Genomic DNA, 17,459 nt, shown 5'->3' with positions numbered 1-17,459 from the left:
AGGTCGGAGTCGCCGGGCATCAGGCCTCGCCCGCGGTCGTGACCTGCACCTTGTTCGCAATGGCGGCGACGATACGGTCGACCGCGTCGGCCACGGCCACCCCGTTCTCCTGGCTCCCGTCGCGGAAACGGAAGCTGACAGTGCCGGCTGCCCGGTCGTCCTCCCCCACGATCAGCAGAAAGGGCACCTTCTCCTTGGTGTGCGTGCGGATCTTCTTCTGCATGCGGTCGTCCGAACGGTCGAGCTCCGCCCGGACGCCCTTCACCTTCAGCTGCCGGATGACGTCACCGACGTACTCCTCGTACTGTTCGGCGATCGGGATGCCCACCACCTGCACCGGGGAGAGCCAGACCGGGAAGGCCCCGGCATAGTGCTCGGTGAGGATGGCGAAGAACCGCTCGATCGAACCGAACAGGGCGCGGTGGATCATGATCGGCTGCTGCCGCGTGCCGTCGCTCGCGGTGTACTCCAGCTCGAAGCGCTCCGGCTGGTTGAAGTCGAGCTGGATGGTCGACATCTGCCAGGTGCGACCGATCGCATCGCGCGCCTGCACCGAGATCTTCGGGCCGTAGAACGCCGCTCCCCCGGGGTCGGGCACGAGTTCGAGACCGGACTCGACCGCCACCTCGCGCAGGGTCTCTGTCGCGCTCTCCCACAGGTCGTCTGCACCGATGAACTTCGGGTTCGTCGCGTCGCGGGTCGACAGTTCGAGGTAGAAGTCGTCGAGCCCATAGTCCTTCAGCAGGTCGAGCACGAACTGCAGGGTGCTCGTCAGCTCGGGCTTCACGAGCTCGGGAGTCACGTAGATGTGCGCGTCGTCCTGGGTCATGCCGCGCACGCGGGTGAGGCCCTGCAGCGTGCCGCTCTTCTCGTAGCGGTACACAGAGCCGAACTCGAACAGCCGGAGCGGCAACTCGCGGTAACTGCGCCCCCGGGCCCGGAAGATGAGGTTGTGGTACGGGCAGTTCATGGGCTTGAGGTAGTAGTCCTGCCCCTGCCGGGTGATGTTGCCCTCGGCGTCTCGCTCCTCGTCGAGGTGCATGGGCGGGAACATTCCGTCGGCGTACCACTGCAGGTGACCACTGGTCATGAAGAGGTTCGCCTTGGTGATGTGCGGGGTGTTGACGAAGTCGTAGCCGGCCTCGATGTGGCGCTGCCGGGAGTAGTTCTCGAGCTCCTGGCGGATGATGCCGCCCTTGGGGTGGAACACCGCGAGACCCGATCCGATCTCCTCCGGGAAGGAGAAGAGGTCGAGCTCGGCCCCGATGCGCCTGTGGTCGCGCTTGGCCGCCTCTTCGAGGCGCGCCTGGTGGGCTCGCAGCTCGTCTTTCGACGGCCAGGCGGTGCCGTAGATGCGCTGCAGCTGCGGGTTCTTCTCCGAGCCGCGCCAGTAGGCGGCGGCCAGGCGGGTCAGGGCGAAGCCGTTGCCGATCATCCTGGTGTTCGGCAGGTGCGGGCCGCGGCAGAGGTCTTTCCAGACCGTCTCGCCGGTCTTGGGGTCGACGTTGTCGTAGATCGTCAGCTCGGTGCCGCCGACCTCGACCGACTCGTCTTCGGCGGCCGAACCGCCCTTGATGCCGATCAGTTCGAGCTTGTAGGGCTCGTTCGCCAGCTCCTCGCGCGCCTCGTCTTCGCTGACCACCCGGCGCATGAAGCGCTGGCCCTGGCGGATGATGCGCTCCATCGCCTTCTCGAGGGTCTTGAGGTCGTCGGGGGTGAACGCCGTCGCCACGTCGAAGTCGTAGTAGAAACCGTCGGTGACGGGCGGGCCGATGCCGAGCTTGGCCTCGGGGTTGATCGACTGCACGGCCTGGGCCATCACGTGCGTGGCCGAGTGACGGAGGATGTTCAGCCCGTCGGGCGAGGAGATCCCGACGCCCTCGACGTAGTCGCCGGGCTGGGCCGTCGCGGCCAGGTCACGGAGCTCCCCGTTCACCTTCATGGCCACGATCGTTCGCTCGGTGAACAGTTCGAATCCGGTGCTGGCGTTCTCGACCTGGATGATGTCACTCACGTACGGAGGCTCCTTGGGTGTGGCGGTTCTGCTCGGGTGTAGCGTGCAGTCAACTTTAGTGCTGCGAAGATGGAGCCATGACCGTCGCCCCGGGCCCATACCTGCCGCCGATCGCCGAGCCGGTGCGGATGATCGGGGGGCACCGCTTCGACTTCTCCCGCCAGATCGCGGTGATGGCCGTGATCAATCGCACCCCCGACTCGTTCTACGACCAGGGCCGCACGTTCGCGCTCGACCGCGCCGTCGCCGCCGCGGTGCAGGCGGCCGCCGACGGGGCGGACTGGGTCGACATCGGCGGAGTGCCGTTCGCCCCCGGTCCCGAACTCTCCGCCGCCGACGAGACGGAGCGCGTGCTTCCCGTCGTGGAGGCGCTCGCGGCCGCATCCGACGTCGTCATCTCGGTCGACACGTTCCGGCCCGAGGTCGCAGCCGCCGTCATCGCAGCCGGCGCGTCGGTGATCAACGACACCACGGGCATCCACGACCCCCGCCTCGCCGACGTCGTCGCCGACAGCGAGGCGACCCTGGTGATCACCCATTCGCTCGCGGCGCCGCGACAGCCCTTCCCCCGGCCGCAGTACGGCGACGTCGGGCGGGATGTCGCCGGTCACCTCGCCGCGCGCGCAGACTTCGCGCTCGCCCGGGGCATCCCGGCCTCGCGGATCATCGTCGACCCGGGCCACGACCTCAACAAGAACACCCTGCACACCCTCGAACTCACCCGCCGGCTCCCCGAGATCGCCGCCCTCGGCTACCCGGTGCTCGCGGCCGTCTCGAATAAGGATTTCGTGGGCGAGACGCTCGACCGGCCCAAGGCCGAGCGTCTCGCCGGGTCACTCGCCGCCGCCACCGCGTCGGTGCTGCTGGGCGCTCGCATCGTTCGGATGCACGATGTTCCGGCGTCGGTCGATGCCATGCGCATGCTCGAAGCCATCCTGGGCTGGCGAATGCCCGCCTACACTCGGCACAACCTCTGAAAGGTCTGCTTCTGATGAGCGATGAGATCACCCGGCTCTTTCCCGCTGCGGTGGGCGGTTCGGCGCAGGATGCCCTGACCGACGCCGAGCTGCTGGCCCTGTATTCGCCGCCGTCGCGCCAGGAGCGTCTCGTACGCGCGAACTTCGTGTCGAGCGTCGACGGCTCCGCGACCGCCTCCGGTCTGTCGGGCGGGCTCGGCGGCCCCGCCGACAAGCGCGTGTTCGATCTGCTGCGGCAGCTCTCCGACGTCGTTCTGGTGGGGGCGGGCACCGTGCGCTCAGAGGGGTACGGTGCGATGCGGCTGGCTCCGGATGCCGCGGCCTGGCGCTCCCGCAACGGGCTGACCGAGCATCCGGTGTTCGCCCTCGTCTCGGGCCGGCTCGACCTCGACCCCGCGAGCGACGTCTTCGCGAAGGCGCCGGTGCGGCCGCTCGTGTTCACGGTCTCGTCGGCGCCGGCGGCGGCCCGGGCATCCCTCGCGGCCGTGGCCGACGTCATCGACTGTGGCGCGACCTCGCTCGACGTGCCCACCATGCTCGATGCGCTCACCGGGCGGGGTCTCTCCCAGATCCACTGTGAGGGCGGGCCGTCGCTGCTCGGCGCCCTCATTGCGGCCGATGCCCTCGACTGCCTCTGCCTGACCACCGCGCCCGCTCTCGAGGGCGGTGCGGGGCCGCGCATCACGCGCGCGGGGGTCGACACCGAGCTCCCCCTCCGCGCACTGCGACTCGACCACCTGCTGCTCGCCGGCAGCATGCTGCTCTCGAAGTACTCCCGGGCTCGCTGAGAGCCTCGGCTAATGCTGGTGGTCACGCCGAGATTCGGGGCGAGGGAACCGATCTGCGGGTATCGGACACTCTGAGGTATGGGGAACGAAACATTCGACGAGGCTGAGGTCTGGGCGGCCTGTCGATCGGGAGATGCAGCGTCATTCGGCCTGCTGTTCGACTTTCATCGCGACAGAGTCTTCGGCCACGCCCTGCGACTGATGAGATCACCGCACGACGCGGAGGATGTCACAGCGCTCGTCTTCCTCGAAGCGTGGAGACGGCGCGATGCCGTGCGCGTGGTCGGAGGGAGTGTCATCGGCTGGTTGCTGGTGACGGCGAACTATGTCTCACGCAACCTGATCCGATCACGCAAGCGCCACCGCGACTCGCTGCAGCGGCTCGATGCGTCGACCGAGGTCGCCGACCACGCCGACGACGTCGACGACCGTCTCGACAGGGAGCCCCGGCACGCGCAGGTGCGCAACGCCTTCTCGCGCCTGTCACCCCGGGACCAGAACGTCATCACGCTCTGCGTGCTCGAAGAGCTCACCACCGCGGAAGCCGCCCACGCGCTCGGCGTTCCGGTCGGCACCGTCAAGTCCCGCCTGTCGCGGGCGAAGCGCCGCCTCGCCGAGCTGACAGCTGTCGGCGACCGCGCCCTGACCCCGGGAGGTGCCCTGTGAACAACGTGCCGCAATTCGACCCTCGGCGAAGCGACGCCATCAGGAGCATGCTCGTGAGCACCGCCGCGGCATCCGGAGCCCGTCGTGCACCGCGCCTCCGCACGACACTGATCGTCGTCGCCGCTGTGCTGGCGGGGCTCGTCGGAACGGGCACCGCGGCCCTGGCGCTGGGCGGCGACGCCTGGTTCGGAGGTGATCGCCCGGCTGTGTCCGAGACGCAGACGCCGACCGTCGAACCGTCCGCTCAACCGTCGGCCACCGCCACAGCACCGCCGACGGCCACCCCGCCTCCGGCACCATCGCAACCCGTCGTGCGGGTGCCGGCCACCTGCGACGACCTGGCCGGCGTTCACGACGCCGAGAACATCCTGGAGTTGCCTCTGACCAGGGTCGAGTACCCCGTGACGCTGGCCAACGCGTCGGCGTTCAGCGACCAGCGGGTCGGAAGTCTCAGCTGTGTCTGGTCGGGTGACGGCGAGCCGTACACCACTCAGGCGGGCGACTACTACGACCTCCGGTACACGATCGTTCCGGGAGTCACCGACAGTGCCTACGAGCTGTACACACAGGGTGAAGCCTGGGTCGACGCACCCTCCGTGCCGTCGCTCAGCCCTGACGCTCTCGGCCAGTGCGGAGGCAGCGGGCTCTGCACCTTCATCGACCACGTCAACGGATATGGACTCTTCTTCACGGCGTCGCTTCCGTCGGGATCGACGTTCTCCGACGACCAGGTCGAACAGCTGAACGAGCTCACCGCGCGACTGGATGCCCGGGTTCACCAGCTGCCGGCTCCCGAACCCCTCTGGCAGCCGGCCGGAGCCACCCTGGCGGGCGCAGACTCGTGCGACGACTTCACCGGCACCGACACGCTCGATCGCCAGCTGGGCGTCACCGGGATGCGCACATTCAAGAGCGACGGAGGCGAGTATGCGGCATCCCTCTTCCACAGCAGCAGCCAGGTGCACGCGTTCTGGTGCTCGTGGTCGACGGATGAGGGCCCGCGGGCCAGTGCGACTGCATCGGTCCTGCCGGGCGGTGCCGTCTATTTCGACCAGTTCCGCGTCGCCGACCCGAGCTTCGACTGGCAACCGACCCCCGGCTACGCAGGTGAGGCCTTCACCTCCTCGAAGGACGGCATCGCCTGGCTCAGCGTCGTCGTCGACGACGGTTGGGTGATGATCCAGTCAGACACGACCGACCACCTGGCGGCCATCGCCCCCACGATCCTGGCCAACGTCGGGGCCCGGTGACCCCGGCGCGGACGACCGGGTCGCCGTCGCAGAGCCCTCCCCCTACGTGCACTGCGGCCCGACCACCAGCTGCTCGCCGGCAGCATGCTGCTCTCGAAATACTCGTGCCCGCTCAGTCGTTGAGGTGCTGGATGGCGTAGTCCGCTTCGTCTGCGGTGAACTGCTCACCGAAGTCGCTGGTGAGCTGGTCGCGGATGGCCTCGGGAGACATGGACATCGACTCCTGGTAGTCCTTCGCCTTGGCGAGGGCGTTGGCGTTCCAGTCGGCCTTCACGTTGTCGACCGCGTATTGGGCCGCGTCGGCCGAGAACTGCTCGCCGTACTCCGAGGTGAGCTGGTCGTAGATCCCGGCTTTGCTCATGTGCAGGTTCGCCGAGTAGCTGCCCGCCTTGTTCAGCGCCGAGAGGAACTCGGCAGAGACTGCGGGTGCCGCCGGAGCGGGCGCAGCGGAGGCCGGGGTCGCGGGCTCCGCCGCGGCGCCGGGCTTGGAGACGGTCAGCAGGATCTTCGCTCCCAGAACCGCGCTGGTGCCGGCCGCGGGAACCTGTGCGTCGACCGTCCAGTTCTTGGCGATGATGACCGCCTCCGACCAGTTCACGTTCAGACCGAGGGCTTCGAGGGCGGCTTTGGCCTGATCGCCCTTCATACCGACCAGGTTCGGAACGACAGCGGTGGTCGGTGCCGGCGCCGCCGTCGGAGTCGACGTCGGCAGTGGAGTCGCCGGCGCTGTCGGTGCCGTCGACGCCGCAGCGGCAGCCGGAGCGGCCGACGCCGTGACAACGGCGCTCGCCTGCCGCGGGGTGGAGGGCTGGCCGGATGCTCCCGAGACGACGCCACCGATGACCGCCACGACGAGGCCGGCGGCCAGCACGGCACCACCGGCGCCCCGGGTCGTCGGCAGCAGGGCCCAGCTGCGCTTCCGGGTGATCAGCACGTAGGCACCGGTGGCGAGGGCGATGAGGCCGAGAACCAGGAGGAACCGGCCGAAGCCGGTGATCAGCGCGATCAGCAGAACGACGAGCAGCACGCCGCCGACGATCCACGTCGAGGCAGGCACGCCGCGACGGGCTGCCGCCTCTGCGACCGGCAACGGTGCAGCGCCACCCGGCAACGGTGCAGCGCCCGGCACCGGTGCGGCGCCACCCGGCACGGGTGCGGTGTGCTCCGTCCAGGCGCGGCCGTCCCAGTAGCGGATCCTGCTCGCATCCGTCGCGTCGGCGTACCAGCCGGCAGGCACCTGTGGTGCGTCGCTCATGAGTCCCCCAAGGTTCCACGGCCGACCCCCTGCCGACCGCGGCTCACCCTAGCAGCGCCCCTCGCTCCGGGCTCCGCCCCAGTTCAGGGGGCCGAGCCCCCCAAATGCGCCGACCAGCGCCGCGCGGCAACCGGGTGACCGCGACCCGGTCGGCTACGCCGACGCTTCGCAGACCTCGGCGTCGGTGCCTATCAAGAAGGCGTTTACCGCCCAGCCGACGCCGGGCATCGGCGAGCCTGCTGGCGGCGCCCGCCGGCGGCATCCTGCTCCTGAAACGCTCCCGAGCCCGCTGAACTCGCGCGAGGGGACGCAGATCGTCCAACCGCGCGAGTCGCAGGACGATATGCGTCCCTTCGCGAGAGGCAGGGGCGCCCGGGGGTGGGCGGTACCGGGATCGAACCAGGACGACCCGACCCAGAAACAGAGAAGGCCCCGAAACGTTCTCGGGGCCTTCTTCTCGGTGGGCGGTACTGGGATCGAACCAGCGACCTCTTCCGTGTCAGGGAAGCGCGCTACCGCTGCGCCAACCGCCCATTGTTGCGTGTTGCATTTCTTTCGGAGTGGAGAGGTGGCGACGGGATTTGAACCCGTGTGGACGGCTTTGCAGGCCGCTGCCTCGCCTCTCGGCCACGCCACCATGGAGGGTTACCCCACAGGCACATCTACACTCGAGCGGATGACGAGATTCGAACTCGCGACCCCAACCTTGGCAAGGTTGTGCGCTACCACTGCGCCACATCCGCATTTCTTTTTCGATCGCATTACTGCGTGCTCGGAAGACTCTACCGGAACCCCCGGCACAAAACAAAACCGGCGGCCGAGCGTGTCGCGGGGGCCTGTCGATGTGCGTTCGGGCCTCGCCGTCAGCTAAGATCGACGAGCACGAGACGCAGGTGGCGAGAGCCGCCCGCACCGTTCTCGGGCGATTGGCGCAGTTGGTAGCGCGCTTCGTTCACACCGAAGAGGTCATCGGTTCGAGTCCGGTATCGCCCACATCCGAAGCCCCGACAGCCCGCCCCCGGCAGGCGCGTCGGGGCTTCGTCGTTGTGGCGGGTGCACCCCTCCCACCCCCTTTCGGGCGCCTGACGCCTTCGTTGATTCTCTGCAACAATGTCGATGCAAACGCATCTCAACAGGGGGAATCACCATGTCTTACGAACAACCGACCGCACCGCCGCCCGCCTACGCGACGGCGCCGCTACCACCGAAGCGGGGCAACGGCTTCGGCGTCACAGCGCTGGTGCTCGGCATCCTGGCCCTTCTCGGGTCATTCATTCCGTTCCTCAACTACGCGACGGGCTTCCTGGCGCTCGTGGGAATCGTGTTCGGAATCATCGGGCTGATCGTCAAGGGGCGCCCGAAGGTGCTGGCAGGTGTGGGACTCGGCATCTCGGTTCTCGCGCTCATCCTGTCGATCGTGCTCGCGATCGTGTACACGGCTGCCTTCGCCGGCAGCGTGAGCAGCGCGATCGCGACCGCCAGCGCCGAGGCGAACGTCGAGGTGCCGGTCGTCTACAGCGTGACCGGCGACGGCACCGCCTCGATCACCTACTCGACCTTCACCACCGGAACGTCGGGCTCCGAGAGCGCGAACGGCCAGACGCTGCCGTTCGAGAAGGATGTCGTCGCGAAGACCGGCGGGAGCTTCGACTACAACAGCTTCAGCGTGAGCGCGATCGGCGATGAGAACACGACCTCCCTCACCTGCACCATCACGGTGAACGGAAAGGTCGTCTCGACCCAGACGGGAACGGGAGCCTACGCGACCGCTCTCTGCAACGCGTCTGGTTCGGACATCACGAAGTAACGCGACGAACCACGGAGGCCCCACCCGCGACGCGGGCTGGGGCCTCCGTGCGTTCTGCGCGTGTGCGTTCTGCCGCTGGGCGTTCTGCGCCGGGGCGCTCTGCGACAATGGGGGCGATGGCCTTCGACGATCTTCCCCGCATGGTGCTGCACGACGCCGCGATCGACCACAACATCGCCCTGATGAGCGCCTTCTGCGAACGGTCGGGCATGCTCCTCGCTCCGCACGCGAAGACGCATCTCTCCCGTGAGCTCTGCGACCGCCAGCTCGCGGCCGGCGCCTGGGGACTGACGGCCGCCACGACGTCACAGGTTCGCACGCTGGTCGGGTTCGGCGCGTCGCGCATTCTGCACGCGAATGTGCTGGTGGATGCCGCAGCCATCGACTTCGTCGCCGAAACGTTCCTCGGCGCCGACTCGCGCCTCGACTACCTCTGCTACGTCGACAGCCTCGCGGGGCTCGACCTGCTCGAACGGCGCCTCGACGAATGGGGCCAGGAAGAACGCGGCCTCGACGAACGGGGCCCAGCGAAGAGGCTCCGCGTGCTGGTGGAGGTCGGCTTCGAGGGCGGTCGCACGGGCGTGCGGCGGGCTGCGGATGCCCGGCAGCTCGCCCACGCGGTCGCCGCTTCGACCCGGCTCGAGCTTGCGGGTGTCGCGGGCTACGAGGGGCTCATGCCGACGGGTTCGGGTGCCCACCCGGATGCCGCGCGCGGGATGCTGGCGGGCATCCGGAACCTCGTGACGTATCTGCACGAGCAGCAGTTCTTCGCCGACGTGCCCGTCGTGACGGCCGGCGGGAGTTCGTACTTCGACCTGGTGGCCGAGGAGCTCGGGCCGGACGCGTTCGACTTCGACGTGCTCTCGGTGCTGCGGAGCGGCTGCTACCTCACCCACGACCACGGGGTCTACGAGCGCACGTCGCCGTTCGGGGCGACACCGAGGCTGCAACCGGCGGGCGCGTTCGTGCCGGCGTTCGAGCTGCTGGCGAGCGTGCTGTCAGCGCCCGAGCCGGGGCTCGTGATCGCCGGGTTCGGGCGGCGCGAGGTTCCGACAGACGACCGGCTGCCGGTGGTGCTCGGTTCCCTCGATGACGGGACCGGCGGGGCCGACGGCGCCGACGGAGCCGCGCTCGACACCTCCGGATGGGTCGTCACGGGCGTCAACGACCACCACGCCTACCTGCGGGTGCCCGCCGACACCGTCGTCGCACCCGGAACGGTGCTGAGGTTCGGCATCAGTCACCCCTGCGGCGCGTTCGACCGCTGGCGCAGCATCCCGCTGGTCGACGACGCCTATGCCGTGGTCGGCCAGGTCTCCCCCGCCCTCTGACGCGCCATCCGGAGCACCCGGAGGTCGGCCCTCAGAACCACCGGTAGCGGTTCTGCAGGGCGGCCGCCACGATGCCGTACGTCTTCGCGTCGAGAGCGGCACCCTCGCGCCGCATGCCGGCATCGGTGACACGGAACAACCGGTCGAGGCGGGCCCACGAGGCCCGGCCCGACGCATCCCACGCGCCCGGGCCGAGTTCGAGTGCGCCGCGGTCGCCGGGATGGGCCTTGCTGGTGAGTTGGATGCCTAGCACCGTCGTATTGCTGAGCCGCGCCAGCACGAGAACAGGGCGGTCTTTGCCCCGGCCGTCGTTCTCCTCGTAGGGCACCCAGCTCCAGACGACCTCGCCGGGATCGGGGCGGTCGTCTGCGTGCGGAGCGTACGACAGCCGTTGCCTGCCCAGCGTGCGCGAGTCGATCTCGACCGTGCGCACCGCGTCACTCGGCGGAGCGGTCACCCGCCCGGGCTCCGGCGCAGCTGTGGTCGAGCGCGAGGCGGGCGCGCCCTTCGGCGAGGCCGCCGTCTTCTCGGGCGTGGGTACCGTCGCAGGCGCCCGACCCCCGCGACGAGCTGGCGCCGCGGGCCGGGTCGAGATCAGCCCCGATGCGATCGACCGGAGGACTGTTCCGAGGACGTGGGTGAAGGAGGGCACGACGTTCACTCTACGCAAACCACCCTCGCGGGACGCAGGCGAGTACCGCGAGGCCGGAGCAGGGCCGGCCGTTCAGACCGGCCCCGCACGACGCTCAGGCCTGGCCGCGCCCGGTCTTCTCCTGCAGGCGGTCGATCTCCTCGGACGCCTGGGCCTTCGTGATGTCGGCCGACAGCGTCTCGCCGGCCTCGTGGGCGAGGGTGTCGAGGTAGCTGCGCTGCGGGCCGGTCATCGGCTCGTCGCCGGTGACCCATTCGCTCGGGTCTTTACTGGCGCTGGTGTTGGGGTCGGGCCGGTCGCCACCCAGGGTGTCGCCGGTGGGCTCTGTCGAATCGGTGGGCTCGGTGTTCTCGTTGGTGTCACTCATGAGGTCAGACTAGGTCAGCCCACCGACATCGCCCCGAACAGCGACGAGGCCTTGACACCGCACCAGAAGTGCAGGGCCAAGGCCTCGTCGAAGGTGGGGCCGCAGCGACAACGCGGCGGCCACGCAGACTGGTCGTACAGACCAGCCACGCAGACTAGTCGCGCAGCTGCTCCTTGTAGTCGTTCTTCGCCTCGGTGGCGTCGCGGTTGCGCTCCGCCTTCTTCACCTCGGCGTCGGCCTTGGCCTCGTCGGCCTTGTCGGAGATGCGGCCCTTGGTGTCTTCGACAGCGCGGCTCAGCTTCTCGCCGGTCGCTTCTGCTGCCTCTTTGGCGTTGTCAAGAAGTCCCATGTCTTCTGCTCCTTCTCCCATTCGGTGCTGGCTCTGTCAGCACATCGTGACCCCAGCGTAGTGACCCCCGAGCGACACTCGGAAGAGCGTGGACGGCATTCACGGCACGTGCTAAGGCAACATAATGAAGGGAGGCGACGAGGCCGACGAGAGGCAGCAGATTCGATGACGAACGACACCCCCAGGCCCTGGCTGACCAGTTACGCGGAGGGCGTTCCACACGACATCGACCTCCCGGAGGGCTCCCTCGTCGACCTGATCGAGGCGTCGGTGCAGACCTTCGGCAAGAAGGTCGCGCTCGAATTCTTCGGTGCCGAGACCACGTACCGCCAGCTGGGCGACCAGATCCGTCGAGCCGCAGAGGGACTCCGGCGCCTCGGCGTCGAGAAGGGCGACCGCGTCGCCCTCGTGCTGCCGAACTGCCCGCAGCACATCGCCGCGTTCTACGCCGTGCTGCGCCTCGGCGCCATCGTGATCGAGCACAACCCGCTATACACCCCCCGGGAGCTCCGCCACCAGTTCGAAGACCACGGTGCGAAAGTCGTCATCGCGTGGGACAAGGTCGTCGACACCATCCAGAAGATGCCCGACGACGTCGCCTTCGACCACATCGTCTCTGTCGACCTGACCCGCGCCATGCCCCTGCACACCCGTCTCGCCCTGCGCCTGCCGGTGAAGAAGGCGCGGGATGCCCGGAAAGCCCTGCACACCCGGGTACGCCGCACGCTCGACTGGCAGGAGCTGCTCGAGAGCCCGCGCATCCGCTGCAACCATCCGCGCCCCGCCGTCGGCGACATCGCCCTCCTGCAGTACACGAGCGGCACCACCGGAACGCCGAAGGGCGCCATGCTCACCCACCTCAACCTGCATGTGAACGCCCTGCAGGGCCGCGCCTGGCTGCCCGGGCTCGAGGAGGGCAGGGAGGTGGTCTACGGCGTGCTGCCGATGTTCCACGCCTACGGCCTCACCCTCTGCCTCACCTTCGCGATGAGCGCCGGTGCCCGGCTCGTGCTGCTCCCCCGCTTCGACGTCGACCTGGTGCTGGCTGCGGCGAAGAAGCATCCACCGACCTTCCTGCCGGCGGTTCCCCCGATCTACCAGAGACTCGCCGAGGCGGCCGAGAAACGCGGCACCGATCTGTCGGGCATCCGGTTCGCCATCTCGGGCGCGATGAATCTGCCGCCAGCGACCGTCGAGCTCTGGGAGAAGGTGACCGGCGGGATGCTCGTCGAGGGCTATGGGCTGACCGAGACCTCCCCGGTGGCGCTCGGCAATCCGGTCGGCCCGACCCGGCGCTCGGGAACGATCGGCGTGCCGTTCCCGAGCACCGAGGTGAAGGTGGTCGACCCCGACGACGTCACCGTCGAACGGCCGACCGGCGAGGCGGGTGAGCTGCTCATCCGCGGGCCGCAGGTGTTCCAGGGCTACTGGCGGAAGCCCGACCAGACGAGAGACGTGCTGCTCGACGATGGCTGGTTCCGCACGGGCGACATCGTGTCGATCGACGACGACGGCTTCGTGACCGTCGTCGACCGCATCAAGGAGCTGATCATCACAGGCGGCTTCAACGTGGCGCCGAGCGAGGTCGAAGACGCGGTGCGCCAGCACCCGAGCGTGAGCGACGCCGCCGTGGTCGGCCTGCCGGGCTCGAGCGGCGGCGAAGACGTGGTCGCGGCCGTCGTGCTGACCGACGGCGCCGACTTCGATGAGAAGGCCATCCGCGACTTCTGCCGCGAGCACCTGACGGCCTACAAGGTGCCGAGGCGCGTCGTGGTTCTGGATGAACTGCCCACTTCGCTCATCGGCAAGGTGCTGCGCCGGAAGGTGCGCGACGACCTGCTCGCCGCCGAGGCCTGAAAGGCGCAGGGGCCTGAACACGCAGACGCCCGAACACCGCCGGGGCCTGAACGCCGAAGCGGGCGCCTCCCCCGAAGGAGAGACGCCCGCTCGTGCGGTGGGACGGATCAGGCCGGGTCGAGCGCGTAGCTCTCCTCGCCGTGCACGACGGTGTCGACGCCGGCGACCTCGTCTTCGTTCGTGATGCGGAAGCCCATCGTCTTCTGGATGATGAAGCCGATGATGTAGGCCAGCACGAACGAGTAGATCAGCACGGCGAAGGCCGCGACCGCCTGCTTGCCGAGCTGGTCGAAGCTGCCGGTGTCGAGCAGGCCCTTGCCTGCACCGAAGATACCGATGTAGAGCGTGCCGAACAGGCCGCCGATGAGGTGGATGCCGACCACGTCGAGCGAGTCGTCGAAGCCGAGCTTGAACTTCAGTTCGATCGCGAGGCAGCAGATCGCACCGGCGACCAGGCCGAGCACGATCGCCCAGCCGGGGGTGAGGATGTTACAGGCCGGGGTGATGGCGACGAGACCGGTGACAGCACCCGAGGCGGCACCGATCGACGTGGGCTTGCCGTCTTTGATCTTCTCGACGATCAGCCAACCGAGGATGGCGGCGGCGGGCGCGGCGAGCGTGTTGATCCACGCGATGGCGGCGACGCCGTCGACGGCGGCCTCAGAGCCGGCGTTGAAGCCGAACCAGCCGAACCAGAGCAGCGAGGCGCCGAGCAGGGTCAGCGGCACGTTGTGCGGCTTCTGGATTCCCTTCTGGAAGCCGATGCGCTTGCCGAGAACGAGCGCAAGGGCGAGGCCCGCGGCACCGGCGTTGATGTGCACCGCGGTTCCACCGGCGAAGTCGTTCACGCCCCAGACCGGCGCCCAGCCCTCAGCGAGGTTGAAGACCCAGAACGCGACCGGGAAGTAGACGACGGTGACCCAGACACCCGCGAAGACCATCCAGGCGCCGAACTTGGCACGGTCGGCGATGGCGCCGGAGATCAGGGCGACGGTGATGATGGCGAACGTCGCCTGGAACCCGGCGAAGGCCAGGCCCGAGAGGTCGGGCGTCATCGCGCCCGTCTCGTCGATGCCGAGCAGGCTCGACAGGCCGATGAAGCCGTCGAACGGGTTGCCGAGCAGGCCGGGGATGGCGGGGGTGCCGAAGGCGATTCCGTAGCCGTAGAGCACCCAGAGCACGCCGACCAGGCCCATCGCGCCGAAGCTCATCATCATCATGCTGACGACGCTCTTGGCCTTGACCATGCCGCCGTAGAAGAACGCGACACCGGGGGTCATGAGCAGCACGAGGGCTGCGGCGACGAGCAGCCACAGGGAGTTGACCGAGGTGGTCAGACCTTCAATCGCTGGATCCATGGAAAAAGTACCTCTCTCGAACCGAGTAATTGCACCGGTGCACAGATCACCCCACTGTCGGGTCTGCGTTTGCCTCGGCTACGCCAACAGTGTCGCGGGTCGACGTTTCAGCAATGGTGACGGTTTGTTTCGAGCAGGTAACGCGAACAGGCGCTGTGTAACGACTGTGTTTCCCTCGCCTCAGGGCGGCGGTTCTCCCTACCGCTGGGTCGAGGCGATCAGCCGCGAGACCGATCGCAGGTACTTCTTGCGGTAGCCGCCGTTCATCATGTCTCCGGCGAACACTCCGTCGAGCGGCAGCCCCGAGGCGTAGATCGGGAGCTGCGCGTCGTAGACCCGGTCGATGAAGGCGACGAAGCGCAGGGCGTCGGTCTGGTTGGTCAGCTCGACGACATCTGTCAGCACCAGTGCATCCAGCGAATCGAGCAGCTTCACGTACTTCGACGGGTGCAGGCTGCCGAGGAACTGGATGACCGACCCGAAGTCGTCGACGGTCACCGTGTCGCCGGCCACCGACATCCGCTCGACCTCGACAGCAAGCTGCTCGTCGGTGAACGTCTTCGCGTGCCCCTCGATGTCGCGACGGCGGTAGTCGGTGCCGTCGATGCGGATGATCTCGAACCGGTCGGCCAGCGCCTGGATCTCGCGGAGGAAGTCCTGCGCGGCGAACCGGCCCTCCCCCAGCGCGTTCGGCGGAGTGTTGGAGGTCGCGGCGATGCGCGTACCGGTGGCGACGAGGTCGCCGAGCAGCCGCGTCATCATCATCGTGTCGCCCGGATCGTCGAGCTCGAACTCGTCGATCGCGATGAGCTTGGAGCCCTTCAGCAGGTTGACCGTCTCGAGGTAGCCGAGTGCGCCGACCAGGGCGGTGAACTCGATGAAGGTGCCGAAGTACTTCGGCGCGGGCGCCGCGTGCCAGAGCGCCGCGAGAAGGTGGGTCTTGCCCACGCCGAAACCGCCGTCGAGGTAGATGCCCGGCTTCACCGCCGGGCCCTTCTTGGCGCGGGAGAAGAAGCCGCCGGCCTTCGCCGGGGCCCACGACGCGGCGAAGTCGCGCATGCGGTGCAATGTCTCGCCCTGAGACGGGTAATCCCGGTCGGGTCGATAGGAGTCGAAGGATGCCGTGTCAAACTGGCGGGGCGGAACCAGCACCGCGGCCATCTCCGCACCGCTCAACGTCGGGCGCAGGTCGACGAGGTGCAAAGGAATAGTTGTGCTGCCGCTGTCGGTTGTCATCACTGAGTATTAAAGCGCACGAAAGAACGCCCGGCCGCACGGCCGCAACTGGAGGTCACACCATGGCTGTCGAAACCGACACCACACCGAAGTTCGCCGAGTACGCCCACCCCGACCGGCTCGTCAGCACCGAGTGGCTCGCCGAGCACCTCGGCGACACCGACCTCGTGGTGGTCGAGAGCGACGAAGACGTTCTGCTCTACGAGACCGGCCACATTCCCGGCGCCGTCAAGATCGACTGGCACACCGACCTGAACGACCCGGTCACGCGCGACTACATCTTCGGCGAGCAGTTCGCCGAGCTCGCGGGCTCGCGCGGCATCGACCGCAACTCCACCGTGGTCATCTACGGCGACAAGAGCAACTGGTGGGCCGCCTACACACTCTGGGTGTTCAGCCTCTTCGGGCACGAAGACGTTCGGCTGCTCGACGGCGGCCGTGACAAGTGGATCGCCGAGGGCCGCGACGTGACGACCGAGGAGCCGGCGGTCACGCCGAAGGAGTACCCGATCTCCGAGCGCAGCGACGTCGAGATCCGCGCCTTCAAAGACGACGTGCTCGACCACCTCGACGTGGGTGGAAAGCTCATCGACGTTCGCTCCCCCGAGGAGTACAGCGGCGAACGCACGACGGCGCCGGCCTACCCCGACGAGGGCGCCCTGCGCGCCGGCCACATCCCGAGCGCGCACAATGTGCCGTGGGCGAAGGCCGCCGCCGAAGACGGCACCTTCAAGCCGCTCGCCGACCTGAACGCGATCTACCGCGAGGGCCTGGGCCTGACCGACGATGACGACGTTATCGCCTACTGCCGCATCGGCGAGCGGTCGAGCCACACCTGGTTCGTGCTGACCCACCTGCTGGGCTTCGAAGGGGTGCGCAACTACGACGGCTCATGGACGGAGTGGGGTTCCGCTGTGCGGGTTCCGATCGTCAAGGGCGCTGAGCGCGGCGAGGTTCCGACGGCGTGAGCTCAGAACTGCCTGAGGCGCTCGCCGAGATCCGCGACGACTTCCTCGCCCTGACGCTCAAGGAGCGACTGCAGCTGCTGCTCGAGTTCTCGAACGAGCTGCCCGAGCTTCCCGAGCAGTATGCCGAGCATCCCGACCTCCTCGAACGGGTCGAGGAGTGTCAGTCGCCGGTCTTCATCTTCGTCGAGGTCGACCCCGACGACGTGGTGCACCTGCACGCCACCGCTCCGAAGGAGTCGCCGACCACGCGCGGTTTCGCGTCGATCCTCGCCCAGGGCCTGGCCGGCATGACCGCGGCAGAGGTTCTGGCGGTTCCCGACGACTTTCCGCAGATGATCGGCCTGATGGAGGCGGTGTCCCCGCTCCGCGTGCGCGGCATGTCCGCGATGCTCGGTCGCACCAAGCGCCAGGTGCGCGAACGGATGCACGCGGCATCCTGATCCCCGCGCCCATTGAGTGGGCAGTTCGGGCCCCAAGATGGCCGTTTTAGGGCCCGAACTGCCCACTCAATGGGCGCGGGGATCAGGATGCCGCGTGCATCCGTTCGCGCACCTGGCGCTTGGTGCGACCGAGCATCGCGGACA

16 protein-coding genes and 4 tRNA genes are annotated in these 17,459 nt (G+C 68.4%); 10 read left to right on the top strand and 10 right to left on the bottom strand.

The features are described from left to right. Positions 1-19 precede the first annotated feature (19 nt). Positions 20-1,942, bottom strand: coding sequence for a threonine--tRNA ligase (thrS, locus tag C5B96_RS04950; RefSeq protein ID WP_233189012.1), 1,923 nt, complete (start codon positions 1,940-1,942; stop codon positions 20-22). A gap of 149 nt (positions 1,943-2,091) precedes the next feature. On the opposite strand from thrS, the gene folP reads away from it, so the two are divergent. The 4 genes from folP (at position 2,092) to C5B96_RS04930 (ending at position 5,695) form a co-directional block, all read left to right on the top strand. After that, a complete protein-coding gene (folP, locus tag C5B96_RS04945; protein WP_199176552.1) occupies positions 2,092-2,991 on the top strand; it encodes a dihydropteroate synthase in 900 nt (299 codons plus the stop codon). Between the two features lie 14 nt (positions 2,992-3,005). Further along, positions 3,006-3,779 (top strand): pyrimidine reductase family protein, encoded by a 774-nt coding sequence (locus C5B96_RS04940; RefSeq protein ID WP_104243533.1) that lies wholly within the window; start codon positions 3,006-3,008, stop codon positions 3,777-3,779. 78 nt (positions 3,780-3,857) lie between these two features. Beyond that, positions 3,858-4,445 carry an RNA polymerase sigma factor gene (locus C5B96_RS04935; RefSeq protein WP_104243531.1) on the top strand — a complete coding sequence of 196 codons (588 nt, stop codon included), beginning with the start codon at positions 3,858-3,860 and terminating at the stop codon, positions 4,443-4,445. 47 nt (positions 4,446-4,492) lie between these two features. Continuing rightward, positions 4,493-5,695, top strand: coding sequence for a hypothetical protein (locus C5B96_RS04930; protein WP_104243529.1), 1,203 nt, complete (start codon positions 4,493-4,495; stop codon positions 5,693-5,695). Positions 5,696-5,807: 112 nt separating this feature from the next. Here the strand turns inward: C5B96_RS04930 and C5B96_RS17765 are convergent, their stop codons facing one another. The 4 genes from C5B96_RS17765 to C5B96_RS04910 all read right to left on the bottom strand — a co-directional run bounded on the left by C5B96_RS17765 (position 5,808) and on the right by C5B96_RS04910 (position 7,693). Further along, the gene (locus C5B96_RS17765) at positions 5,808-6,950 is read right to left on the bottom strand and encodes an Ltp family lipoprotein (protein WP_104243528.1); all 1,143 of its coding nucleotides are present in this window, start codon (positions 6,948-6,950) and stop codon (positions 5,808-5,810) included. Between the two features lie 461 nt (positions 6,951-7,411). Next, positions 7,412-7,483, bottom strand: a tRNA-Val gene (locus C5B96_RS04920). A 33-nt stretch (positions 7,484-7,516) separates the two neighbouring features. Further along, positions 7,517-7,587, bottom strand: a tRNA-Cys gene (locus C5B96_RS04915). Positions 7,588-7,621: 34 nt separating this feature from the next. Continuing rightward, positions 7,622-7,693 (bottom strand) — tRNA-Gly (locus C5B96_RS04910). Between the two features lie 177 nt (positions 7,694-7,870). On the opposite strand from C5B96_RS04910, the gene C5B96_RS04905 reads away from it, so the two are divergent. From C5B96_RS04905 to C5B96_RS04895, 3 genes are all read left to right on the top strand, one after another. Then, positions 7,871-7,943 (top strand) — tRNA-Val (locus C5B96_RS04905). 154 nt (positions 7,944-8,097) lie between these two features. Next, on the top strand, positions 8,098-8,757 hold the full coding sequence (locus tag C5B96_RS04900) for a hypothetical protein (RefSeq protein WP_104243526.1): 660 nt from the start codon (positions 8,098-8,100) through the stop codon (positions 8,755-8,757). Positions 8,758-8,873: 116 nt separating this feature from the next. Continuing rightward, positions 8,874-10,088 carry an alanine racemase gene (locus tag C5B96_RS04895; protein WP_146078091.1) on the top strand — a complete coding sequence of 405 codons (1,215 nt, stop codon included), beginning with the start codon at positions 8,874-8,876 and terminating at the stop codon, positions 10,086-10,088. Between the two features lie 31 nt (positions 10,089-10,119). On the opposite strand, the gene C5B96_RS04890 is transcribed toward C5B96_RS04895, so the two are convergent. The 3 genes from C5B96_RS04890 to C5B96_RS04880 form a co-directional block, all read right to left on the bottom strand. Continuing rightward, on the bottom strand, positions 10,120-10,740 hold the full coding sequence (locus tag C5B96_RS04890) for a type II toxin-antitoxin system PemK/MazF family toxin (RefSeq protein ID WP_233189005.1): 621 nt from the start codon (positions 10,738-10,740) through the stop codon (positions 10,120-10,122). 94 nt (positions 10,741-10,834) lie between these two features. After that, on the bottom strand, positions 10,835-11,107 hold the full coding sequence (locus C5B96_RS04885; protein ID WP_104243522.1) for a DUF3072 domain-containing protein: 273 nt from the start codon (positions 11,105-11,107) through the stop codon (positions 10,835-10,837). A gap of 154 nt (positions 11,108-11,261) precedes the next feature. Then, positions 11,262-11,456, bottom strand: a complete 195-nt coding sequence (locus C5B96_RS04880) for a hypothetical protein (RefSeq protein WP_104243520.1) — start codon at positions 11,454-11,456, stop codon at positions 11,262-11,264. 165 nt (positions 11,457-11,621) lie between these two features. Here C5B96_RS04880 and C5B96_RS04875 point away from each other — a divergent pair, with 165 nt between their 5' ends. Continuing rightward, a complete protein-coding gene (locus C5B96_RS04875; RefSeq protein WP_104243518.1) occupies positions 11,622-13,313 on the top strand; it encodes a long-chain-fatty-acid--CoA ligase in 1,692 nt (563 codons plus the stop codon). Positions 13,314-13,420: 107 nt separating this feature from the next. On the opposite strand, the gene C5B96_RS04870 is transcribed toward C5B96_RS04875, so the two are convergent. Beyond that, the gene (locus tag C5B96_RS04870; RefSeq protein WP_104243516.1) at positions 13,421-14,671 is read right to left on the bottom strand and encodes an ammonium transporter; all 1,251 of its coding nucleotides are present in this window, start codon (positions 14,669-14,671) and stop codon (positions 13,421-13,423) included. A gap of 198 nt (positions 14,672-14,869) precedes the next feature. Then, positions 14,870-15,907 (bottom strand): cell division protein ZapE, encoded by a 1,038-nt coding sequence (zapE, locus tag C5B96_RS04865; RefSeq protein WP_104243514.1) that lies wholly within the window; start codon positions 15,905-15,907, stop codon positions 14,870-14,872. A gap of 62 nt (positions 15,908-15,969) precedes the next feature. Here zapE and C5B96_RS04860 point away from each other — a divergent pair, with 62 nt between their 5' ends. Both C5B96_RS04860 and C5B96_RS04855 read left to right on the top strand, forming a co-directional pair. After that, a complete protein-coding gene (locus C5B96_RS04860) occupies positions 15,970-16,875 on the top strand; it encodes a sulfurtransferase (RefSeq protein WP_104243512.1) in 906 nt (301 codons plus the stop codon). Continuing rightward, positions 16,872-17,315: a SufE family protein gene (locus tag C5B96_RS04855; protein ID WP_104243510.1), complete on the top strand. Its 444-nt coding sequence runs from the start codon at positions 16,872-16,874 to the stop codon at positions 17,313-17,315. The genes C5B96_RS04860 and C5B96_RS04855 overlap by 4 nt, the downstream gene beginning before the upstream one ends. Positions 17,316-17,459: the final 144 nt, after the last annotated feature.

The organism is Subtercola sp. Z020 (genome assembly GCF_002931235.1).
Classification (GTDB): domain Bacteria; phylum Actinomycetota; class Actinomycetes; order Actinomycetales; family Microbacteriaceae; genus Subtercola.
This window is presented reverse-complemented; position numbering and strand designations above follow the sequence as displayed.